The organism is Streptomyces decoyicus (assembly GCF_019880305.1).
Classification (GTDB): Bacteria; Actinomycetota; Actinomycetes; order Streptomycetales; family Streptomycetaceae; genus Streptomyces; species Streptomyces decoyicus.
Map to the genome: position 1 here is coordinate 6,748,912 of NZ_CP082301.1, position 23,596 is coordinate 6,772,507.

Below are 23,596 nucleotides of genomic sequence, written 5' to 3' on the forward strand. Positions count from 1 at the left end.
GCCTCCCGAGACCCCGCAGGGACGAGACGACTCTTGCGAGCACGCAGCCGCCGCATGGGGGTGCCACCCGCGCCCCTCAGGCAATGGGGGAGCAACGGCGAAGAGGTGGGTCGATGAGCATGTACCGGGACCGGGTGCACCGAGGATCCGCCAGAGCCACCGTGCTGCGCACGGTCGGCACCCGTGAGCGGCGCTCGCATCTGACCGCCCCCCGGGTGCCCACCGTCGGCATCGACATCGGCGGCACCAAGGTCATGGCGGGCGTCGTCGACGCCGACGGCACCATCCTGGAGAAGGTCCGCACCGAGACGCCGGACAAGTCCAAGAGCCCCAGGGTCGTCGAGGACACCATCACCGAGCTGGTGCTCGACCTCTCCGACCGGCACGACGTCCATGCGGTCGGCATCGGCGCGGCCGGCTGGGTCGACGCGGACCGCAGCAAGGTGCTGTTCGCGCCGCATCTGAACTGGCGCAACGAACCGCTGCGCGACCGCCTCGCCGGCCGTCTCGCGGTCCCGGTCATGGTCGACAACGACGCCAACACCGCCGCCTGGGCGGAATGGCGCTTCGGCGCCGGCCGCGGCGAGGACCACCTCGTCATGATCACCCTCGGCACCGGCATCGGCGGCGCGATCCTGGAGGACGGCGCGGTCAAGCGCGGCAAGTACGGCGTGGCCGGTGAATTCGGCCATATGCAGGTCGTCCCCGGCGGCCACCGCTGCCCGTGCGGCAACCGTGGCTGCTGGGAGCAGTACAGCTCCGGCAACGCCCTGGTGCGCGAGGCCCGCGAGCTGGCCGTGGCCGACTCCCCGGTCGCGTACAACATCATCGACCGGGTCGGCGGGCGCATCGGTGACATCACCGGGCCGCTGATCACCGAGCTGGCCCGGGAGGGCGACGCGATGTGCGTCGAGCTCCTCCAGGACATCGGCCAGTGGCTCGGCGTCGGCATCGCCAACCTCGCCGCCGCCCTCGACCCGTCCTGCTTCGTCATCGGCGGCGGCGTCAGCGCCGCCGACGACCTGCTGATCGGCCCGGCCAGGGACGCCTTCCGCCGCCATCTCACCGGCCGCGGCTACCGCCCCGAAGCCACCATCACCAAGGCCCAGCTGGGCCCCGAGGCCGGTATGGTCGGCGCCGCCGACCTGGCCCGCCTGGTGGCCCGCCGCTTCCGGCGCGCCAACCGGCGCCGCGTGGAGCGCTATGAACGCTACGAACGGGCGGGCCGACGATGACCGACACCGACCTGCACACCGTGCACGACGATCCGCACCCCGCCACGCCGCCCCGCGTCAAGCGCCGCCGCCCCGTGCTGATGGCGCTGATCGTCTTCCTGCTGATCGCGATCCCGGCCGGCTATATCGTCATCTCCGCCGAGCAGAGCCGGGACAGCGGCGAGGGCAAGGAGGCCGAGGCCGCCGCCACCGGCCTGACCAACGCCTTCCCGTCCAAGGTCCAGCAGCGGATCTACAACGTCCCGGTGCCGATCGGCTCCACCCCGGTCTACTACTACGAGACCAACTCCTGGCAGACCAGCTCACTGTTCGTGCAGTTCAGGACCAATGAGTGGGGCCTCGAGCACTACCTCAACGCCGTCGGCACCAGCACCGCCGCCCTCAAGAAGAACCAGCAGACGATCCCGCCCGAACAGGCGTCGAAGGTCGGCTGGGACTTCGGCATCGATGTGCCGTGGGCCGGTACGACGACCACGGGCCGGTCACCGCACCCGTACCAGCGGATCATGGTCAACTACGACGAGCCGGGGCACCCCGTCGTCCACACCGTCTCGACCGTGAAGTTCTGACCGGGGGCCGGTGCCGGATTGCTCCCGGTTCGTCCGGTGGTGGCGAGGGCCCCGGACGGGCTTCCGGTTGCGGTTCGATACCGGTTCCGGCGCCGTCTCCGCTTCCGTCCGGAATGCCCTGCCCCTTCCTGACCCGGGTGTCAGAACCGCCCCACGGAGTCGGTAGCGCGGCCGGGTGAGTGAGAAGACCCTGCAGCACCGGATCGATGGTCCCGATGACGCCCCCGTACTCGTACTGGGCGCCGCGCTCGGGACCACCTGGCACAGGTTGTAACGACCGTCCAGGGGCGTCCAACTGATCCATGACGGGTGCTTATTGCCGGGCCAGGGCCCCACCGCCCGGGGGAGTCTGTGCAGTCTGTGAGACCTGTGTGAGAGCGCGTGAGGCGACGAACCCCCGCGGGCTTGTTCCGGCTGGGGTTCATGCGTGGCGGGTCATGACGGCGTGCGGTGTCCGGCGTGGGTACCGCTCTACTCCGGTTCCCCGCGGCGAATCAGGTCGTACTCCTTCGCTCCCCGAGAGCCCCAATGCCGGACGCCCTGCACCTTGTTGGTCTGTTCGTGTGTCCTCCAGGGCCAAGACAGTGCTGCTTGTGCCAGTCGAGACGGTGGGAAACGCCCGAACTGCGTTCTCATCGCGCGCTGAGGTCGACTGCTCGAGCAGAAGATCGGCGGCTTCCAGGCGCCGAAGTAGGTGGCAACCGCCCGGCCTTCACCGGACCGGCCGGAGCGGAGGCGGAAGCCCGCCGTGCCGGGTTCGCCCGCCACGGCGCCTGCGACGGCCCAGGTCGTCACCGACGGAGCCCGGCTGCGCCGCATCGTCGCGCTCGCCACGAGCCGCACCTGTACCCGGGGGCCTTCCTCACCTGCGTCTACACCCCGACCGCGCCCTGTGCCGGAATTCGGCCTACCATGCCGACCAGCCGGTCATGGCCGACTGCCGGCCCCTGGCCCGCCGCAACACCGCACTCACACCCTCTAACCACCGGGCCTTGACCGGCCACCTCACCCAGCCGGAAGAGGCCCTCGGGCTCGCTCGTCCAGGTCGGCAGCGGCCCCGCGCAGTGTGCGGCCCAGCGAGGTCGGGTTGACCATCCCGAGGCCAGCGAGGTGGCCGTCGGCCAGCGTTTGAAGGCCGGGCAGGTTGGCGCGCAGGCCGACGTAGTGATCGGCGTCGAAGCTGCTGTTGGTGGTGCGGGCTGCCACGGCGGGCGGGAGCAGACTCGTCATGGTCTGGCTCAGCAGGGGCTTGTAGGCGAAGAGCGGCGGGCGCTGGTCGAGTGGCGTCCTCAGCACGGTGTCCAACACCGTGGGGTCGAGGAACGGGTTGTGCAAGTCGATGCCGCGGGCGGCCGCCGGCCCGGCATCGGCTGCTGCCGTGCGGGCGACCTCGCGGATTCGCTCACCAGGGTTCGCACGGAAGCACCCAGGCCCGGCAACGTGTCCGGCGCAGAGACGGCCTGGTGCGCCGCTTGGACCAGGAGCGGCGGGCTGCCGGCTCGGCGAACGGCAGGCCAGGGAACCAGTGGACGCACCCGTGATCGTTGGCTGCGCCTGCCGGGCCTTACCTCGCGAGCCGACGACGCTGCTGGGCCTGGTTCCGCCGACGGTTGTTACGGAGACCGGAACGGCGCCGTGACCGGAGGGGGTGATGGTGTCAGTCGTGGTGTCGCTGACGACCGTGAAGCTCGTAGCCTGGCGGGAGCCGTAGCGCACGGCGGTGGTGCCGGTGAAGTGGCTGCCGGTGAGGGTCACTGCGTCGCCCCCACCGGTGGATCCTTGGTTCGGCGAGACTCTTCTCCGGTCTCGGCCTCTACACCACGAGCGAGGTCAGATTCGGTACACAGGCCGTCGCGTTCACCGTCGACTCGGACGGCCAGCTCACCGTGACCGTCCCAGCGGCGGCCTCCGCGGGGCCGGTAGGGGTCACCGTGACCACCAGGGGCGGAATCGCCAGCGGAGTCACCTATACCTATCTCAACCCGCCTTCCCTCACGGCCGTCACCCTCGACTCGGGACCGGTGGACGGCGGCGGTCTCTCGATCGTCACCGGAGATCTCGGGGTAAGCCCGGGAGTGTCCATCACCGGATTCCCGCCCGGCCAGGTCGACGGAAGTATCCACAACTCGGACGCCGCCGCCGTCGCAGCTCATGCCGACCTGATCACGACGTACAACGACGCCGTCGGCCAGATCCCGGACGCCGGCATCACCGGAGACCTCGGCGGCCAGACACTGCCCCCCGGCGTCTACAACGCCGCCTCTTCCATCGGGCTCACCGGCACGCTCACGCTGGATGCCCAGGGCGATCGCAACGCCGAATGGATCTTCCAAATCGGATCGACCCTGACGACGGCAACCGCGAGCCACGTGCTCCTCATCAATGGCGCCACGGCCAGGAACGTCATCTGGCTGATCGGTAGTTCAGCCACTCTCGGCACTGACACCGACTTTGCAGGAAGGGTCCTGGCCCAGATTTCGATCACCGTGAACGCCGGCGTGACGGTCAACGGCCAGGTCCTGGCCATCAACGGCTCTGTAACTCTCGACACCGACAGAATCACGCGCCCGTGGTGAAGGAGCCACACGTCGTGGGACCGGGGCGTGCACCCGTTTCGTGCCCACATCCGGACGTGTCCCGCTCACCCTCGAGGCCATCCAGGACCTCCGGAACTGCGAGCCGCGGCCTACCTGCGCTACCTCCTGATGGACACCGGCAACATCCCACGCATCGACCGCACACCGGTGCTCTTCGAAGTGGCCAGTCGAGCGTCTCGCCTCGATCGATGACCCCGAACACAAGTGGCTCCCACAGCACTTCGCGCACATCGCCCGTTCAAGCCTGACAGTCATCGACCGAAGACTCTGGGCGACGGGACCATAAGCTGACGCGGCGCATCAGATCCCTGGTGAGCCGACTCGCGTGTAGGTCTTCGGGGCGCTGGTGCCGCCGGGCGTGGTGACGGTGACAGTGACCGGCCCGGCGGCTCCGGGCAGGGCGTCGACGACGATGTGGCTGTCGGAGACGACCGTGAACCCGGCAGGGGCGCCGCCAACGAGCACCGTGGTCGCCTGGGCGAGGTTGGTGCCGGTGAGGGTGAAGGTGATGCCACCGGAGGCGGGCCCCTGACTTGGGATCAGAGTCGTGACAACGGGTGCCGCCAGGTAGGTGTAGGAGGCCGCGTTGCTCGTCCCGCCGGCGGTACTGACGGTGACATCGGTCAGACCCGCGGCTCCCGCAGGAACCACAGCCGTGATCTGGGTGTCCGAGACCACCGTGAACGCTGACGCTGCGGTGGTACCGAAGCGCACCGCGGTGGCCTCGATGAGATGGACACCGGTGAGGGTAACGGTGTTCCCGCCCGAGAGCGGGCCCGAGGGCGGGGCGACGCCGGTGAGGACCGGGGTGCTGACGTAGAAGTAGGCGCTCGGGAGGGTGCTGGTGCCGCCCGGGGTGGTGACGGTGACACCGATCGGCCCTGCGGTGGCCGCAGGGACCACGGCGGTGATCTGGGTCGGGGAGACGACCGTGAAGGAAGTTGCCGGGGTGGTGCCGAAGGTGACCGCGGTGGCTCCCGTGAGGTTGGCGCCGGTGAGGGTGACGGTGTTCCCGCCCGAGGTGGGGCCCTGGTTGGGGCTGATGCCGCTCAGGATGGGGGCCGCGGAGTAGGTGTAGGAGATCCCGTTGCTGGTGCCGCCCGGGGTCGTGACGGTGACCGGTACGGTGCCGGTCCCGGCAGGGGTGACGGCAGTGATGTGGGTGTCGGAGACCACGGTGAAGGAGGCTGCGGGCGTAGCGCCGAACCGCACCGCGCTGGCAGTGGCCAGCCCCGTGCCGGTGAGTGTGACTGTTGTGCCGCCGGCTGTCGGGCCCGATGTGGGGGTTACCGAGGTCAGGGTGGGCACCGGAGCCGTCGTGTACGTGAATGGCACACCGTTGCTCGTTCCTCCGGGTCCCGTCACAGTGACCTGCACTGTGCCGGATCCTGCAGGAGCCGTCGCCGTGATCTGTGTGGCGGAGTTGACCACAAACGACGCGGGCGTAGCGCCGAACCGTACCGCGGTCGCGCCTGTGAACCCCGTGCCGGTGAGTGTGACTGTTGTGCCGCCGGCTGTCGGGCCCGATGTGGGGGTTACCGAGGTCAGGGTGGGCACCGGAGCCGTCGTGTACGTGAATGGCACACCGTTGCTCGTTCCTCCGGGTCCCGTCACAGTGACCTGCACTGTGCCGGATCCTGCAGGAGCCGTCGCCGTGATCTGTGTGGCGGAGTTGACCACGAACGACGCGGGCGTAGCGCCGAACCGTACCGCGGTTGCGCCTGTGAGCCCCGTGCCGGTGAGTGTGACTGTTGTGCCGCCGGCTGTCGGGCCCGATGTGGGGGTTACCGAGGTCAGGGTGGGCACCGGAGCCGTCGTGTACGTGAATGGCACACCGTTGCTCGTTCCTCCGGGTCCCGTCACAGTGACCTGCACTGTGCCGGATCCTGCAGGAGCCGTCGCCGTGATCTGTGTCGCGGAGTTGACCACAAACGACGCGGGCGTAGCGCCGAACCGTACCGCGGTCGCGCCTGTGAACCCCGTGCCGGTCAGTGTGACCGTCGTGCCACCGGCCGACGGACCCGAAACAGGACTCACCGATGAGAGAACCGGCGCGGGCGTGGTGACGTAGGTGTAGGTGACGAATTGGTTGCTGGTGCCGATCGGGGTGGTGACGGTGACCTGCACTGTGCCGGTCCCGAGTGGGGTGGTGGCGGTGATCTGTGTGTCGGAGATGACGGTGAACGAGGGCGCCTGTGTGGCGCCGAAGCGAACTGCTGTGGCGCCGGTGAAGCCTGTGCCGGTGACCACCACGGTGGTACCACCCGCGGTGGAACCCGAGGTGGGTGAGACGGAAATGACGGCGGGCGTGGCTGCGGCAAGGGGCTGCGTGGCGGAAGCGGTTGGCGTATGCGCTGAGCTATTCACGGCCGTGATCCTTCGAGAGCGTGAGCCCCCGCCGGCCGCAGAAGAGATGCGCCGGCCCGAGGCTCGTGAGGGAAGTGAGGTAGGCCCGGGCAGGGGAAGGACGCACCCTGTCCGGGCCTGATGTCCGCACGCCTGGTGGCCATGACCAGGCCGTCAGCGACTCAGATGGTGGGTCAGATGCCAGGTCCGGCCAAGTAGGTGTAGCCACCGGTGGCGGTGGTGCTACCACCGCTGGTGGTCACGGTGACGTCGGTGGCACCGGCAGCCCCGGGCGGAGTGACGGCGGAAATGGTGCTGTCGTTGATGACGGAGAACGGTGCGGGCGTGGCTCCGAAGGTGACCGACTGGGTGGTGGTGAAGTTGCTGCCGGGGATGGTCACCGCAGTTCCGCCGGACGCCGGGCCGGAGGCGGGGTTGAGCGTGCCCAGGGTGGGGCCGTCGACGTAGGTGTAGGACAGACCGTTGTTGGTACCGCCCGCGGTGGTGACACTGACGCTCACCGGCCCGGCCGCCGCGCCCGCCGGTACGGTGACGGTCAGCTGGCCGTCGTTGACCACGGTCGGGGTCGCCGTGGCGGCACCGAAGTTCACCGCGGTGGCGGTGGTCAGGCCGGTGCCGTTGATGGTGACGGTATTCCCGCCGCCGGTGATGCCGGATACGGGGGCGATGCTGGACTTGAACGGTGCGCCGACGTAGAAGAACGACAGCGGGTTGCTGGTGCCGCCGGGGGTGGTCACGGTCACCGGAACCGTGCCGGTGCCGGACGGGCTGGTGACGGTGACCGATGTGGGGGTGTTGGCCGTGATGGTGGCTGTCTTGGTGCCGAAGTGCACCGAGGTGGCGCCGCCGAGGTTGGTACCGGTGATGGTGACGGTGGTTCCGCCTCCGGTCGATCCCTGGTTGGGGGAGATAGGCATGGTGTTGCTCCTCTGTTGTGGTGTGCGAGTGGGAATGACGAACCGTGACCGGACGGCTGTGTTCTCCGCCGCGGTGATGTGGGTTGTCTGGTGGAGCATTCGGCCGATAGGCCGGCCGGGCCGTCAGGTGCAGTCGATGACGCTGCCTGACGGAGCACAGTTGTCCGGGGTGTTGCCGCTCACCGTGGTGGCCAGCAAGTTCACGCCCCCGGAGTTGACGTAGATGCCGCCGCCCCCGCCGGAGGTGGCGGTGTTACCGGTGACGGAGCTGGCTGCCAGCGATACGGCGCCGTTGTCGTTGTAGATCCCGCCTCCGGCGACAGCGGTGTTGCCGGTAACGGAGCTGGTGAGCAGGGAGAGCGTGCCACCCAGGTTCGAGATGCCGCCCCCGGGGAAGGGGGGCACGGCACTGCCGCCTCGGACGGTGACCCCGACCAGGCTCAACTGGCCTTTGGTGCCTGGCACGTTCGCGGCACCTTGGATCTGCAGGACCCGGAAGGCCGGCGCGCTCGGGTCGCGGGTGATGGTGACGCCCATCCCCAGCAGGGTGATCGGGGTGGTGATGGGCGGTAGTCCCACCGGACCGGTGGGGGTGCTGCCGTGCGCGCTGGTGAGTTGGTAGGTGCAGAACGGAACGAGCGCCAGGGTGTCCCCGCCGGCCGCGTTGGCCGCAGTGATCGCGTTCACCAGCGAGGTTTCACTGCACAGCACAGGCGTCTGAGCGTGTGCCGTGTTCGGGACTGCGGCCAGCCCCGCGGTCAGCGCCACGGTCAGGGCGCAGACACCGAGGATGGAGCGTAAAGTACGGACAGTTCGCATGGCGTCCCCAGGGAGAGGTGACGTGAGCCGCCGCACCAGCCGATGTCGATGAACGACACCGAATGATGCATTCACTTCCTCTACGCGGGAGGACACCCGCCGCGGCACCAGGTCTGTACCGCCGCCTACGCTCTCAAGTGGGATCAGCAAAGGTAGGCCAAGCTGCCCTCCCCCGAGAGGATGGGCGGCCCACCGGATTGGATGGTCATCAGTAACCCACCTGGGTGAGCACACTTGCAATGCCATTGACGACCCATCACTCAGATGGCAGAGCTCGCACCGTTCGAGAGACGCAACGTCGGCGGTGATACGTGGCCCGGCCGCCGTTCCCCGTCCGCCGCCGAGAGCGACACGCCGAGCAGCCCATGACAGAAGACCCGAGTTTGTCGCTGGCGGACAGACCTTGCCGGATGGCAACGAGGGTCGGCACCAGGCGAGTGCGAACACGTCGTCGGCCGACGTGCTTCCTGGCCGAGTCGGCCTGCCCGGCGACTGAACATCCGGGTGCCGACGGACTACCGGTATCGATCAGCCACTCGTCGCAGAGGGCTCGGGTAACGAACCTCAAGTCCATGTCCCGGCCGCTCGCAGTCGCATCGGTCGCGTCACGGCTACCTCGTCGAGACCGCCGACCAACTCCGCCCACGCCGGGTCTGTCGACGTGTGCGTGGCACCTTCGCAAAGCGACGACGCCAGGTTGCCTTGGGGCCTGCCGTCCGACCGGCGGCCGAGGCCACCGTCTCGATGCCTCTTCCGATGATGGGCTACGTGCGCTTGGAGAGATGCTTCTCACCATCGCTAAGCGCTGCGCCGAGGGCCGCGTCGGGGCCCTGCTCGACGGCGATCAACTCCAAGGGCACGAACCTATCCGGGACTACGAAGGGGTGCGAGCCGTTACCGTCGCCCTGGTCATCGCGGCCATCACGGTGGGCGTGTCGCTTCTGCATCTCAGTTCCTCGGCCACTACCGGACTGACGAGCACTGCTGGCCTCATCGCGATCGCAGTGGTGTACCGGCGGGCGGCGCGACGAGGCATGGAGACCCTCGGTTTTCTATTCGGAGCCCGATAAAGTCGGCCGTAAGACACCCGTCTGTTATGGCCACCTGGGCGCTGTTTCCTCCGCGCCCCGGTTGTCCCTGGGCAAGACCCAAAAGGACGCGATCCGCTGCGTCAAACACAAGATCGCCCGCGTGCCGCCGCACCGGGGTCCGATCCATGGAACGGTTCGCTCTCACCACCTTGTGATCGCCGACCCAGGCCATGGCCAGGACAATCAATCTGGCCGGGCGAGGTCAGCCGGCCGCCGCCGTGCTGTGCGGCTGTGGCAGGTGTAAAGAGGAGGTATGTATCTCGGGCGGCGCCTTGTTGATCTTCGCCGGTCACTGCGTGCGCGTGACGCGATGGTGGCCGTCCCGCTCGCGTGGATTGCGGCGGTCGTCGTCATCGACGTCCTGGCACCGCCGGACATCCACCTCGGTCCGTTGCTGTCGCTGCCCCCGCGATCACCATTGCGTTCGGCGGCCCCTGGCTGATCGGACTCGTCACCGTTCTCGCCGTTACGACCCAGGTGATCGTCGCGGTGTTGCGTGACCGCGACGAGCTGGGCGTCGGCCGTGCGTTGTATGGCCTTTCCGCCCTTGGAGTGCCCGACGGAGGCAGATCTCTCCCAGCCGGACTGGTCGGCGAGAGCTAAGCAGCCACGAAGGGGGTGCCGGGCGCGAGCAGGCACCTCCTCGAGGTCCTGTCGCGACCGCGGCTCTGCTGGTGCAGCGGGGTCGTGCGGCACGGTCGTCACTTCCGCGTGGTCTGGGACGCCGTGCCCGTCGAGCTGGTGTAGCTGGCGTCACCGCTGTAGGTGGCGTGGATGTTGTGGGTGCTGTTGTCCAGGGTGCTGATCAGCAGGACGGCTTGGCCGCTGGAGTTCACCGGGACGACGAAATCGCCGCCTCCCGGACCGTTGATGGAGAAGCTGACCGTCCCGGTGGGCGTACCCGTTGCGGGCGGCACCGGGGTGATGGTGGCCGTGATGGTGACCTGCTGTTGCTCGTCGGAGGGATTGGGCGCGGACGTGACGGTGGTTGTGGTCGCGGCCACCATGACGGTCTGGGTGTCGGTTCCGGTGGATGTCGTGAAGTTGGTGTCTCCGTTGTAGGTCGCTGTGATGGTGTGGCTGCCGGCGGCGAGGGTGCTGGTCGTGACGGTGGCTACGCCGCTGGCGTTGAGGGTGCCGGTCAGGGTGCCGCCGCCGGTGCCGCTGAGGGTGAAGGTCACCGACCCGGTGGGGAGGCCCGCGCCGGGTGGAATCGGTGCGACGGTGGCGCTGATTGTGACCGACTGCCCGGCAGCCGAGGGGTCAGGTGTTGAGGTGACGGTCGTGGTGGTGGCTGCTTTGTTGACGGTCTGGGTGTCGGTTCCGGTGGATGTCGTGAAGTTGGTGTCTCCGTTGTAGGTCGCTGTGATGGTGTGGCTGCCGGCGGCGAGGGTGCTGGTCGTGACGGTGGCTACGCCGCTGGCGTTGAGGGTGCCGGTCAGGGTGCCGCCGCCGGTGCCGCTGAGGGTGAAGGTCACCGTCCCAGTCGGCGTGCCTGCGGTGGGTGGAATCGGTGCGACGGTGGCGCTGATTGTGACCGACTGCCCGGCAGCCGAGGGGTCAGGTGTTGAGGTGACGGTCGTGGTGGTGGCTGCTTTGTTGACGGTCTGGGTGTCGGTTCCGGTGGATGTCGTGAAGTTGGTGTCTCCGTTGTAGGCCGCTGTGATGGTGTGGCTGCCGGCGGCGAGGGTGCTGGTCGTGACGGTGGCTACGCCGCTGGCGTTGAGGGTGCCGGTCAGGGTGCCGCCGCCGGTGCCGCTGACGGCGAAGGTCACCGACCCGGTGGGGACGCCCGCGCCGGGCGCAACCGGTGCGACGGTGGCGCTGATTGTGACCGACTGCCCGGCAGCCGAGGGGTCAGGTGTTGAGGTGACGGTCGTGGTGGTGGCTGCTTTGTTGACGGTCTGGGTGTCGGTTCCGGTGGATGTCGTGAAGTTGGTGTCTCCGTTGTAGGCCGCTGTGATGGTGTGGCTGCCGGCGGCGAGGGTGCTGGTCGTGACGGTGGCCACGCCGCTGGCGTTGAGGGTGCCGGTCAGGGTGCCGCCGCCGGATCCGCTGACGGCGAAGGTCACCGACCCGGTGGGGACGCCCGCGCCGGACGCAACCGGTGCGACAGTGGCGCTGATCGTGACCGACTGCCCGGCAGCCGAGGGGTCAGGTGTTGAGGTGACCGTCGTGGAGGTCGCCGCCTTGTTGACCGTTTGCGTGTCGCTGCCCGTCGAAGACGTGAAGTTCGCGTCACCGCCGTAGAGCGCCGTGATGGTGTGGCTGCCGACACCGAGCGTGCTGGTGGTGATGGTGGCCTCTCCGGAACCGCTCAGTGGCGCGCTGACCGTGCTTGCTCCGTCGATGGTGAAGGTCACCGACCCGGTGGGGGCGCCCGCGCCGGTCGGAACCGCCGCGACCGTCGCGCTGATCGTGACCGATTGCCCGGCAGCAGAGGGGTCGGGCGTTGAGGTGACCGTCGTGGAGGTCGCGGCCTTGTTGACCGTCTGGGTGTCGCTGCCCGTCGAGGTGGTGAAGTTCGCGTCACCGCTGTAGGTGGCGGTGACGGGGTGGCTTCCGGCACTGAGCGAACCGGGAATGAACTTCGCCACCCCACCCGAGTCAAGCGGTACGACGGCCGTCCCTCCACCGCTCACGGTGAACGTGACCGAGCCCGTAGGTGTCCCCACACCCGGCGGCACCGCTGCGACGGTCGCTGTGAAGGTCACCGGCTGACCGAAGGTGGACGGATCAGGAGACGACGTCAGTGTCGTGGAGGTCGCGGCCTTGTTGACCGTCTGGGTGTCGCCGCCCGTCGAGGTGGTGAAGTTCGCGTCACCGCTGTAGGTGGCGGTGACGGGGTGGCTTCCGGCACTGAGCGAACCGGGAATGAACTTCGCCACCCCACCCGAGTCAAGCGGTACGACGGCCGTCCCTCCACCGCTCACGGTGAACGTGACCGAGCCCGTAGGTGTCCCCACACCCGGCGGCACCGCTGCGACGGTCGCTGTGAAGGTCACCGGCTGACCGAAGGTGGACGGATCAGGAGACGACGTAACCGTCGTGGTCGTCGCGGCGTGGTTGACGGTCTGTGTGCCGGTGCCGGTGGAGGTGGTGAAGTTTGCGTCGCCGTTGTAGGTGGCGGTGATGGTCTCGGTGCCTGCTTGGAAGGGGTCGCTGGTGGTGAATGTCGCGATGCCGCCGGCGTCCAGGGGTACGGTGCGGTTGCTGCCGCTGCTGGAGGTGAAGCTGACCGTGCCGGTGGGGACGCCGGCACCTGGCGCGATCGGGGCGACCCTCGCGCTGACGGTGACCGGTTCGCCGTACGTGGAGGGGTCGGGGGTGGTGGTGACGGTGGTGGTGGTCGCCGCATGGTTGACGGTGTGCGTGGCGCTACTGCGGGAGGGGTCGAAGGTGGCGTCGCCGTGGTAGACGGCGGTGACGCTGTGTGTGCCGGCACCCAAAGTGGCTGTGGTGACGGTGGCCACGCCGCTGCTGTTCAGGGTGGCGGTGAGGGTGTCACCGCCGGCACCGCTGATGGTGAAGGTGACCGTGCCCGTCGGTGTACCCGTCGCGGGCGGCAGCGCGCTGACGGTGGCGGTGAAGGTGAGCAACTGGCCGTAGGTGGAGGGGTTGGGGGAGGAGGTAACGGTGGTGGCGGTCGAGGGCTGCGTGACCACGCTGTGGGTGGCGGTGCCGGTCGAACTGGTGAAGTTCGCATCCCCGCTGTAGACCGCGGTGATGGCATGGGTGCCGAAGCCCAGGGCGTTCGTGGTGACGGTGGCCACGCCGCTGGTGTCCACTGTGCCGGTGAGGGTGTCGCCACCGGTCCCGCTGACGGTGAACGTGACCGTCCCGGTCGGCGTCCCTGCCCCCGGCGGGACCGGCGCCACGATGGCGGTCAGAGTCACCGTCTCGCCGAAAGCCGTGGGATCGGGCGAGGACGAGACCGTCGTGACTGTCGCGGCCTGGTCCACGGTGTGGGTGTCGGTACCCGTCGATGTGGTGAAGCCGGAGTCCCCGCTGTAGACCGCGGTGACGGTGTGGCTGCCCGCGTCCAAGGTGGGGATCGTTACGGTGGCCAGTCCCGTGGCGTCGACGGGCGCGGTGAACGTGCCACCGCCGGTGCCGCTGATCGTGAGGCTCACCGTGCCTGTGGGGGTTCCGGCGCCGGGCGCGACGGGCGACACCGTGGCGGTGACGGTCACTGCCTGCCCGAAGGCGGAGGGGTCCGGTGCAGAGGTCACCGTCGTCGTGGTCGACGACCGATCTACGGTGTGGGTGGTGCTGTCGCTGGACCCGGTGAAGTTGGTGTCGCCGCTGTAGACCGCCGTGATGGGGTGACTGCCGACTTCCAACGCGCTGGTGGTGATGCTGGCGATACCGCTCGCGGCGACGGGCACGGTGAAGGTGCCACCGCCGGTGCCGCTGATCGTGAGGCTCACCGTGCCCGTGGGGGCTCCGGCGCCGGGCGCGACGGGCGACACCGTCGCGGTGACGGTCAGCGCCTGGCCGAAGGCGGAGGGGTCGGGTGAGGTGGTCACTGTCGTCGTGGTCGACGCCTGAGTGACGGTGTGGGTGGTGCTGTCGCTGGACCTGGTGAAGTTGACATCGCCGTTGTAGGTGGCGGTGCCGGTGTACTGACCGGCGGTCAGGCTGCCCCTGACGGTTGCTTTGCCCGTGGCATCCAACGGCACCTCGATGCTGCCCCCGCCACTCAACGCGAAGGTGACGGTGCCGGTGGGGACGCCGGCGCCCGGCGCCAGGGGAGTGACCACGGCGGTCACGGTGAAGGTCTGCCCCGATACCGAAGGGTTCGGCAGCGCAGTGACCGTCGTGGTCGTCGCCGCCTGATGGACCGATTGTGTGCTGGTGCCGGTCGAGGCGGTGAAGTTCGCATCACCGCCGTACCTGGCCGTGATGTTGTGCTCACCTGTGCCGAGCGTGCTGAGGACGACCCTGGCCACGCCACCGCCGTCCAAGGCGCCGGTGAAGGTACCTCCACCGGGGCCGCTTACCGTGAAGGTGACCGTGCCGGCCGGGACACCGGCTCCCGGCGGGACGTGCGCGACGGTCGCACTGAGGGTGACCGGCTCACCGAACACCGAAGGGTCGGACGAGGAGGTGACTGTCGTGGTCGTCGCCGTCTGATGGACCGTTTGCGTATGGCTGCCCGTCGAGGTGGCGAAGTTGGCATCGCCGTTGTAGACGGCGGTGACGGTGTAACTCCCGGGCGCCGGCGAGCTGTTGGTGAAGCGGGCCTGCCCGGAGGCGTCCACCGCCACATCGAACGAGCCCACACCCTCGATCGTGAACGTGACCGTACCGGTCGGGGTACCCGCACCCGGCGGCACGGCGGCGACGCGCGCAGTGACCGTGAACTCCTGCCCGAACACCGACGGATCCGGCGCCGAGGTGACCGTCGTCGAGGTGGCCGCCCGGTTGACCGCCTGGGTGTCGGTGTCGGTCGAGGTGGTGAAGTTCGCATCGCCGCTGTAGACCGCCGTCACCGAGTGACTGCCCGCCGCCAAGGTGCTGGTGGTCACGGCGGCGGTGCCGCCCGTGTCGACGGCCGCCGTCAGAGTGCCGCCGCCGGGTCCGCTGATCGTGAAGGTCACCGTACCGGTCGGGACGCCCGCGTCCGGCGCGACCGGGGTGACGGTCGCGCTGAGGACGACGGCTTCGCCGAAGACCGAGGCGACGCCCGCGCCCGGCGCGACCGGGGTGACGGTCGCGCCGAGGAAGACGGCTTCGCCGAAGACCGAGGGATCGGGCGAGGACGTAACCGTCGTGGTCGTCGCGGCCTGGCTGACCGTCTGGGTGTCGGTGTCGGTCGAGGTGGTGAAGTTCGCATCGCCGCTGTAGACCGCGGTCACCGTGTGGCTGCCTGCCGCCAAGGTGCTGGTGGTCACGGCGGCGGTGCCGCCCGTGTCGACGGCCGCCGTCAGAGTGCCGCCGCCGGGTCCGCTGATCGTGAAGGTCACCGTACCGGTCGGGACGCCCGCGTCCGGCGCGACCGGGGTGACGGTCGCGCTGAGGACGACGGCTTCGCCGAAGACCGAGGGATCGGGCGAGGACGAGACCGTGGTGGAGGTGGCTCCTTGGTTGACGGTCTGTGTGTCGGTGCCGGTGGAGGTGGTGAAGTTTGCGTCGCCGTTGTAGGTGGCGGTGATGGTTTCGGTGCCTGCTTGGAAGGGGGTGCTGGTGGTGAAGGTTGCGATGCCGCCGGCGTCCAGGGGTACGGTGCGGTTGCTGCCGCTGCTGGAGGTGAAGCTGACCGTGCCGGTGGGGACGCCGGCACCTGGCGCGATCGGGGCGACCCTCGCGCTGACGGTGACCGGTTCGCCGTACGTGGAGGGGTCGGGGGTGGTGGTGACGGTGGTGGTGGTCGCCGCATGGTTGACGGTGTGCGTGGCGCTACTGCGGGAGGGGTCGAAGGTGGCGTCGCCGTGGTAGACGGCGGTGACGCTGTGTGTGCCGGCACCCAAAGTGGCTGTGGTGACGGTGGCCACGCCGCTGCTGTTCAGGGTGGCGGTGAGGGTGTCACCGCCGGCACCGCTGATGGTGAAGGTGACTGTGCCCGTCGGTGTACCCGTCGCGGGCGGCAGCGCGCTGACGGTGGCGGTGAAGGTGAGCGACTGGCCGTAGGTGGAGGGGTTGGGGGAGGAGGTAACGGTGGTGGCGGTCGAGGGCTGCGTGACCACGCTGTGGGTGGCGGTGCCGGTCGAGGATGTGAAGTTCGCATCCCCGCTGTAGACCGCGGTGATGGCATGGGTGCCGAAGCCCAGGGTGTTCGTGGTGACGGTGGCCACGCCGCTGGTGTCCACTGTGCCGGTGAGGGTGTCGCCACCGGTCCCGCTGACGGTGAACGTGACCGTCCCGGTCGGTGTCCCGGCCCCCGGCGGGACCGGCGCCACGATGGCGGTCAGAGTCACCGTCTCGCCGAAAGCCGTGGGATCGGGCGAGGACGAGACCGTGGTACTCGTCGCCGCTGGGGCGACCATGTGCGTATCGGCGCCGGTCGACCCGGTGAAAGCGGCGTCGCCGCTGTAGGTCGCGGTGACGGTGTGGCTGCCCGCCTTCAGGGCGCTGGTGGTCACCTCGGCGGTGCCGCCCGTGTCGACAGCCGCCGTCAGGGTGCCGCCGCCGGGACCGGTGAGGGTGAAAGTTACCGTGCCGGTCGGCGCGCCCGCTCCTGGCGGAACCGGAAGGACGCTGGCAGTGAAGGTGACCGGCTGGCCGAAGGCCGACGGGTCGGGCGAGGATACGACCGTGGTCGTCGTCGCGGCCTGGTGGACGGTCTGGGTGTCGCTGCCGCTCGAGCCGACAAAGTCCGTGTCCCCGCTGTAGAGCGCGGTGATGTCATGGCTGCCAGGGGCGAGCGCGCTGGTGACGAGAGTCGCCTGCCCGGACCCGCCCAGCGGTACGTCGATGGGCTGGTCACCATCGATGGTGAAGGCGACCGAACCGGTGGGCGTCCCCGCGCCGGGCGCGACGGGCGACACCGTCGCGGTGACGGTCACCGCCTGGCCGAAGGCGGAGGGGTCGGGTGAGGTGGTCACTGTCGTCGTGGTCGACGCCTGAGTGACGGTGTGGGTGGTGCTGTCGCTGGACCTGGTGAAGTTGACATCGCCGTTGTAGGTGGCGGTGCCGGTGTACTGACCGGCGGTCAGGCTGCCCCTGACGGTCGCCTTGCCCGTGGCATCCAACGGCACCTCGATGCTGCCCCCGCCGCTCAGTGCGAAGGTGACGGTGCCGGTGGGGACGCCGGCGCCCGGCGCCAGGGGAGTGACCACGGCGGTCACGGTGAAGGTCTGCCCCGATACCGAAGGGTTCGGCAGCGCAGTGACCGTCGTGGTCGTCGCCGCCTGATGGACCGATTGTGTGCTGGTGCCGGTCGAGGCGGTGAAGTTCGCATCACCGCCGTACCTGGCCGTGATGTTGTGCTCACCTGTGCCGAGCGTGCTGAGGACGACCCTGGCCACGCCACCGCCGTCCAAGGCGCCGGTGAAGGTACCTCCACCGGGGCCGCTTACCGTGAAGGTGACCGTGCCGGCCGGGACACCGGCTCCCGGCGGGACGTGCGCGACGGTCGCACTGAGGGTGACCGGCTCACCGAACACCGAAGGGTCGGACGAGGAGGTGACTGTCGTGGTCGTCGCCGTCTGATGGACCGTTTGCGTATGGCTGCCGGTCGAGGTGGCGAAGTTGGCATCGCCGTTATAGACCGCGGTGACGGTGTAACTCCCGGGCGCCGGCGAGCTGTTGGTGAAGCGGGCCTGCCCGGAGGCGTCCACCGCCACATCGAACGAGCCCACACCCTCGATCGTGAACGTGACCGTACCGGTCGGGGTACCCGCACCCGGCGGCACGGCGGCGACGCGCGCAGTGACCGTGAACTCCTGCCCGAACAGCGACGGATCCGGCGCCGAGGTGACCGTCGTCGAGGTGGCCGCCCGGTTGACCGTCTGGGTGTCGGTGTCGGTCGAGGTGGTGAAGTTCGCATCGCCGCTGTAGACCGCCGTCACCGAGTGGCTGCCCGCCGCCAGGGGTGCCCTGTTGGTGAAGACGGCGGTGCCACCGGCGTCCAGGGACACGGTCACAGTGTCCCCGCCCGTGATGGTGAAGGTGACCGTCCCGGTGGGGGTGCCCGCGCCCGGTGCGACGGGAGTGACGGTCGCTCTGAGCGTGACCGGCTCGCCGAACACGGAGGGGTCTGGCGAGGTGGTGACCGTGGTGGTGGTCATCACCTGGTTGATCGTCTGGGTGGTACTGCCCGTGGAGGGCAGGAAGCCGTCGCCGCCGTTGTAGGTGGCGGTGATGGTCTCCGTGCCCGCCTCGAACGGCACGCTGGTGGTGAATGTCGCCCTCCCGCCCGCGTCCAGCGCCACCGTACGGGCCCGGCCGCTGCTGGAGGTGAACGTCACCGTCCCCGTCGGGACACCGGCACCCGGCGCGACCGGAGCCACCCTGGCACTGATGGTGACCTGCTCACCGAAGGCCGAAGGGTTCGGCGAGGACGTGACCGTCGTCGTGGTCGACGCCAGGCCCACGGTCTGCGTGTCGGAACCGGTGGACGTCGCGAAGTTCGCATCACCGCCATAGACCGCCGTGACGGTGTGACTACCGGCCCCCAGGGGCGTACTGGTGGTGAAGCCCGCGGATCCTGCCCCGTCCAAGGGGACGGTCACCGTCTCACCGCCGACGCCGTCGACACTGAACGTGACTGTCCCGGTGGGGACAATTGCGCCCGCCGGAACCGGGGTCACCGTCGCGCTGATGGTGACCGGCTCGCCGAATGTGGACGGGTCCGGCGAGGTGGCGACCACCGTGTTCGTCGCGGACTGGGCGACGATCTGTGTGCTGCTGCTGCTGGACTGGCCGAACGTCGAATCGCCGCTGTAGGCAGCCGTCACGCTGTAGGCAGCCGTCACGCTGTGGGTCCCGACACCCAGCGTGCTGATGGTGACCGTAGCCTCGCCACTCGCGTTCAGGGTGCCGGTGAGAGTGCCGCCACCGGCACCGCTGATGGTGAAGGTGACCGTGCCCGTCGGTGTACCGGTCGCAGGCGGCAGCGCGCTCACTGTGGCGGTGAAGGTGACCGACTGGCCGTACGTGGACGGGTTGGGGGAGGAAGTGATGGTGGTGGCGGTCGAGGGCTGCGTGACCACGGTGTGGGTGTCGGTGCCGGTGGAGGTACCGAAGTTGGTGTCGCCGCCGTAGACGGCCGTGATGGTGTGGCTGCCGAAGTCCACGGTGTCGACGGAGGCGGTGGCCACGCCGTTGGCATCCACCGTGCCGGTGAGGGTGTCGCCACCGGGACCGGTGACGGTGAACGTGACCGTCCCGGTCGGCGTCCCGGCCCCCGGCGGGACCGGTGTCACGATGGCAGTCAGAGTCACCGTCTCGCCGAATGCTGTCGGATCGGGCGAAGACGAGACGACCGTGGACGTAGCAGCCTGGGTGATCGTGTGCGTATCGGCGCCGGTCGACCCGGTGAAAGCGGCGTCGCCGCTGTAGGTCGCGGTGACGGTGTGGCTGCCCGCCTTCAGGGCGCTGGTGGTCACCTCGGCGGTGCCGCCCGTGTCGACAGTCGCCGTCAGGGTGCCGCCGCCGGGACCGGTGAGGGTGAAAGTTACCGTGCCGGTCGGCGCGCCCGCTCCCGGCAGAACCGGAACGACGCTGGCAGTGAAGGTGACCGGCTGGCCGAAGGCCGACGGGTCGGGCGACGACACGACCATGGTCGTCGTCGCGGCCTGGTGGACGGTCTGGGTGTCGCTGCCGCTCGAGCCGACAAAGTCAGTGTCCCCGCTGTAGAGCGCGGTGATGTCATGGCTGCCAGGGGCGAGCGCGCTGGTGACGAGAGTCGCCTGCCCGGACCCGCCCAGCGGTACGTCGATGGGCTGGCCACCATCGATGGTGAAGGCGACCGAACCGGTGGGCGTCCCCGCGCCGGGCGCGACGGGCGACACCGTCGCGGTGACGGTCACCGCCTGGCCGAAGGCGGAGGGATCCGGTGCAGAGGTCACTGTCGTCGTGGTCGACGCCTGAGTGACGGTGTGGGTGGTGCTGTCGCTGGACCTGGTGAAGTTGACATCGCCGTTGTAGGTGGCGGTGCCGGTGTACTGGCCGGCGGTCAGGCTGCCCCTGACGGTTGCTTTGCCCGTGGCGTCCAACGGCACCTCGATGCTGCCCCCGCCGCTCAGTGCGAAGGTGACGGTGCCGGTGGGGACGCCGGCACCCGGCGCCAGGGGAGCGACCACGGCGGTCACGGTGAACCTCTGCCCCGACACCGACGGATCCGGCAACGCAGTGACCGTCGTGGTCGTCGCCGCCTGATGCACCGATTGCGTATGGCTGCCCGTCGAACCGGAGAAGTCGGCATCGCCGTTGTAGACGGCGGTGACGGTGTGCCCCCCGGCGGCCAGCGTGCTGTTGGTGAAGTGGGCCTGCCCGGAGGCGTCCAGCGCCACATCGAACGGGCCCACACCGTCGATCGTGAACGTGACCGTGCCGGTCGGGGTACCCGCCCCCGGCGGCACGGCCGCGACGCGCGCGGTGACCGTGAACCCCTGCCCGAAGACCGACGGATCCGGCGCCGAGGTGACCGTCGTCGAGGTGGCCGCCCGGTTGACCGTCTGGGTGTCGGTGCCGGTCGAGGACGTGAAGTTCGCATCGCCGCCATAGACCGCCGTCACCGAGTGGCTGCCCGCCGCCAACGTGCTCGTGGTGGCGAAGGCGGTACCGCTCGCGTCGAGGGGAGCGGTGAGTGTGCCCCCACCAGGGCCGCTGACCGTGAACGTCACCGTTCCCGTCGGGACACCGGCACCCGGCGCGATCGGAGTCACCCTGGCACTGATGGTGACCTGCTCACTGAAGGTCGAAGGGTTCGGCGAGGACGTGACCGTCGTCGTGGTCGACGCCAGGCCCACGGTCTGAGTGTCGGAACCGGTGGACGTCGCGAAGTTCGCATCACCGCCATAGACCGCCGTGACGGTGTGACTACCGGCCCCCAGGGGCGTACTGGTGGTGAAGCCCGCGGATCCTGCCCCGTCCAAGGGGACGGTCACCGTCTCACCGCCGACGCCGGTGATGGTGAAGGTGACCGTGCCCGTAGGAGTTCCCGCGCCCGGCATGGACCGGGTGACCGTGGCAGTGACGGTGACGGGTTCGCCGTAGGTGGATGGGTCAGGTGAGGTGGTGACCGTGGTGGTGGTCGGGGCCTGGGTCACGCGGTGGGTGGTGGAGCCGCTGGACGGGCCGAACATGCCGTCGCCGCTGTAGGAGACGGTCACACTGTGGATGCCGGTGCCGAGGGTGTCGAGGGTGATGGTGGCCATGCCGCCGGCGTCCAGCGTCTCTGTGAAGCTGCCGCCTCCGGGGCCGGCGACGGTGAACGTGACCGTACCGGTGGGGATGCCCGCACCGGGCGGGATCGCGGTCACCGTGGCGGTGACGGTGGCGGGCTCGCCGAAGGTGGACGGTTCCGGCGAGATGGTGAGGGTGACGGCGCTCGACGACGCACCCACTTCGTGGCTGGTGGAGCCGCTGGAACCGCCGAAGTTGGCGTCGCCGCCGTAGACCGCGGTGACAGTGTGCGTACCGGTGCCCAGGGTGTCGGTGGTGACGGTGGCGACCCCGTTGGCGTCCAAGGTGCCGGTCAGCGTGCCACCGCCGGAGCCCATGACGGTGAACGTGACAGTCCCTGTGGGGGCGCCGGGGCCCGGCGAGAGCCCCCTGACGGTGGCGGTGAGGGTGACGGTCTGACCGGGGGCGGTGGGGTTCGGAGACGAGGTGACGGTGGTGCTCGTCGTGGTGCGGCTGACGGAGTGGGTGGTGGAGCCGCCGGAGCCACTGAAGTCGGTGTCGCCGCTGTAGACCGCGGTGATGGCGTGGCTGCCGGCCTCCAGGGTGCTGGTGATGAAAGTCGCGGTGGCATCGCTGTCGAGGGGCACGGTATGGGTGCCGCCGCCGGGGCCGTCGATGGTGAACGTGACCGTGCCAAGGGGACTCCCGGCGCCCGGAGCGACCGGGGTGACCGTCGCCGTCACGGTGACCGGCTCGCCGAACGTCGAGGGGTCGGGCGAGGACACGACCGTAGTGGTGGTCGCGGCCCGCTCGACGGTATGGACGTCGGTGCCGGTGGAGGCGGTGAAGTTCGGGTCGCCGCTGTAGACGGCGGTGATGTCATGGCTGCCAGGGGCGAGCGCGCCCGTGGTGAGGGACGCGTGCCCGAAACGGTCCAGCCGCACGTCGACGGGCCCGGTGCCGTCGACGGTGAAAATGACCGAACCGGTGGGAACACCAGCGCCCGGCGCCACTGGTGCGACCGTCGCGGTGAGGGTGACCGGCTGACCGAACGTCGAGGGGTCGGGCGAGGAGGCGACCGTGGTGACGGTGGAGGCCCGGTCGACGGTTTGGCTGGTGGAGCCGCTGGACCTGGTGAAGTTGATATCGCCGCTATATACGGCAGTGACGCTGTAGGGACTGCCAGCTGCGGTGACGTAGGTATGAGTGACAGTCGCGACGCCACCGGAGAGTGCCGCTGTAACAGGCGACGCACCATCACCGAAGGCAAAGGTCACAGTACCGGTAGGAGTGCCCATCCCAGGTGTCATGGGCGCGACCCTGGCAGTGAACGTCACCGACTGTCCGACCACCGAAGGGCCAGGAGAAGAGGACACGGCCGTAGTAGTCGCAGCCCGGGCCGGTTGCACAGTGTGCGTGTCCGAACCGGTGGAGGGAAGAAAGTCGGGACTGCCCTCGTAGATGGCTGTGACCGAGTTGGATCCCAGGCTCAGGGCGCTCGTGGCAACGGTGGCTCTGCCGCCGATCAGAGGTGCCTTAAGCGTCGAGCCCCAACCAAAAATGAAGGTGACAGTGCCGGTGGGGGTGCCCGCTCCCGGTGCAACCGGCCTGACTGTGGCCGTGAGGGTCACCAGCTCGCCCACCGTCGAGGGGTCGGGCGAGGAGGTCACCGTGGTGACCGTCGGCGCGGAGACGACAACGTGCAAGGTGGTACCGCTTGAAGGAGTGAATTGGGTGTCACCGCTGTAGTAAGCCCTAACGGTATGGACTCCCGCGCCCAGGGCGTTGGTGGAAACGGTGGCCTGGCCGCCGACCACAGGCGCCGTCAGGGTGGGCCCGCCCCCAATGTCGAACGTCACGGTCCCGGTTGGAGTGCCGACTCCCAGTGGGACGACGGTGGCTCTGAAAGCGACCGCCTGGCCGAAGACCGAGAAGCCCGGCAAGGACGTGATCAGGGTAATGGTGGCAGCCATGGCGCGGCCCTCCGAGAGCGTTGTTGCTGCTTGAGCCGCATCGCCGCGTGGCACCGTAGATTCGGTCCGAAGGGCCAACTCGCCGACGATGAACGGTTCCTGTTGCACAAGAGGGACGGGGCGGCGACCCACCGGCTGATATCTCCAATGGAACGGCCCTCGGTGGCACCACGCCACAGCCACAAGCGATAAACCCTCGAACAGCGGAGCGCCTAAGTTGTGTACACGGCGCACC

At 69.2% G+C, this 23,596-nt stretch carries 10 protein-coding genes and 3 pseudogenes; 6 read left to right on the forward strand and 7 right to left on the reverse strand.

The window, feature by feature from the left end:
* The first annotated feature begins 113 nt into the window (after positions 1 to 113).
* The 3 genes and pseudogenes from K7C20_RS29515 to K7C20_RS39300 form a co-directional block, all read left to right on the forward strand.
* Positions 114 to 1,235 carry an ROK family glucokinase gene (locus K7C20_RS29515; protein ID WP_053210568.1) on the forward strand — a complete coding sequence of 374 codons (1,122 nt, stop codon included), beginning with the start codon at positions 114 to 116 and terminating at the stop codon, positions 1,233 to 1,235.
* The gene (locus K7C20_RS29520; protein ID WP_030087918.1) at positions 1,232 to 1,804 is read left to right on the forward strand and encodes a hypothetical protein; all 573 of its coding nucleotides are present in this window, start codon (positions 1,232 to 1,234) and stop codon (positions 1,802 to 1,804) included. Before K7C20_RS29515 ends, K7C20_RS29520 begins: the two co-directional genes overlap by 4 nt.
* A 175-nt stretch (positions 1,805 to 1,979) precedes the next feature.
* Positions 1,980 to 2,069 (forward strand): annotated as a pseudogene (locus K7C20_RS39300) (3-oxoadipate enol-lactone hydrolase); the annotation flags it as partial.
* Between the two features lie 740 nt (positions 2,070 to 2,809).
* Here the strand turns inward: K7C20_RS39300 and K7C20_RS39065 are convergent.
* The gene (locus K7C20_RS39065; protein ID WP_342452603.1) at positions 2,810 to 3,112 is read right to left on the reverse strand and encodes a hypothetical protein; all 303 of its coding nucleotides are present in this window, start codon (positions 3,110 to 3,112) and stop codon (positions 2,810 to 2,812) included.
* 297 nt (positions 3,113 to 3,409) lie between these two features.
* Positions 3,410 to 3,589 (reverse strand): annotated as a pseudogene (locus K7C20_RS39070) (IPT/TIG domain-containing protein); the annotation flags it as partial.
* Here K7C20_RS39070 and K7C20_RS29535 point away from each other — a divergent pair.
* Positions 3,580 to 4,380, forward strand: coding sequence for an ice-binding family protein (locus K7C20_RS29535; RefSeq protein ID WP_280922041.1), 801 nt, complete (start codon positions 3,580 to 3,582; stop codon positions 4,378 to 4,380). The pseudogene K7C20_RS39070 and the gene K7C20_RS29535 overlap by 10 nt on opposite strands.
* A gap of 321 nt (positions 4,381 to 4,701) precedes the next feature.
* Here the strand turns inward: K7C20_RS29535 and K7C20_RS39700 are convergent, their stop codons facing one another.
* The 4 genes and pseudogenes from K7C20_RS39700 to K7C20_RS29550 form a co-directional block, all read right to left on the reverse strand.
* On the reverse strand, positions 4,702 to 5,778 hold the full coding sequence (locus K7C20_RS39700) for an IPT/TIG domain-containing protein (protein ID WP_343236137.1): 1,077 nt from the start codon (positions 5,776 to 5,778) through the stop codon (positions 4,702 to 4,704).
* Positions 5,779 to 5,781: 3 nt separating this feature from the next.
* Positions 5,782 to 6,768: pseudogene (locus K7C20_RS39705) on the reverse strand (IPT/TIG domain-containing protein); the annotation flags it as partial.
* Between the two features lie 173 nt (positions 6,769 to 6,941).
* Entirely contained in the window at positions 6,942 to 7,685 is a 744-nt protein-coding gene (locus tag K7C20_RS29545) for an IPT/TIG domain-containing protein (protein WP_030087907.1), read from the reverse strand.
* Positions 7,686 to 7,808: 123 nt separating this feature from the next.
* Positions 7,809 to 8,372, reverse strand: a complete 564-nt coding sequence (locus K7C20_RS29550; protein WP_078953068.1) for a hypothetical protein — start codon at positions 8,370 to 8,372, stop codon at positions 7,809 to 7,811.
* A gap of 914 nt (positions 8,373 to 9,286) precedes the next feature.
* Here K7C20_RS29550 and K7C20_RS29555 point away from each other — a divergent pair.
* Together K7C20_RS29555 and K7C20_RS29560 are read left to right on the forward strand one after the other, a co-directional pair.
* Positions 9,287 to 9,574: a hypothetical protein gene (locus K7C20_RS29555; protein WP_030087903.1), complete on the forward strand. Its 288-nt coding sequence runs from the start codon at positions 9,287 to 9,289 to the stop codon at positions 9,572 to 9,574.
* A 274-nt stretch (positions 9,575 to 9,848) separates the two neighbouring features.
* The gene (locus K7C20_RS29560) at positions 9,849 to 10,037 is read left to right on the forward strand and encodes a hypothetical protein (RefSeq protein WP_209443875.1); all 189 of its coding nucleotides are present in this window, start codon (positions 9,849 to 9,851) and stop codon (positions 10,035 to 10,037) included.
* Positions 10,038 to 10,296: 259 nt separating this feature from the next.
* Here the strand turns inward: K7C20_RS29560 and K7C20_RS39075 are convergent, their stop codons facing one another.
* Positions 10,297 to 23,361, reverse strand: coding sequence for an Ig-like domain repeat protein (locus tag K7C20_RS39075; protein ID WP_281429747.1), 13,065 nt, complete (start codon positions 23,359 to 23,361; stop codon positions 10,297 to 10,299).
* Positions 23,362 to 23,596 lie beyond the last annotated feature (235 nt).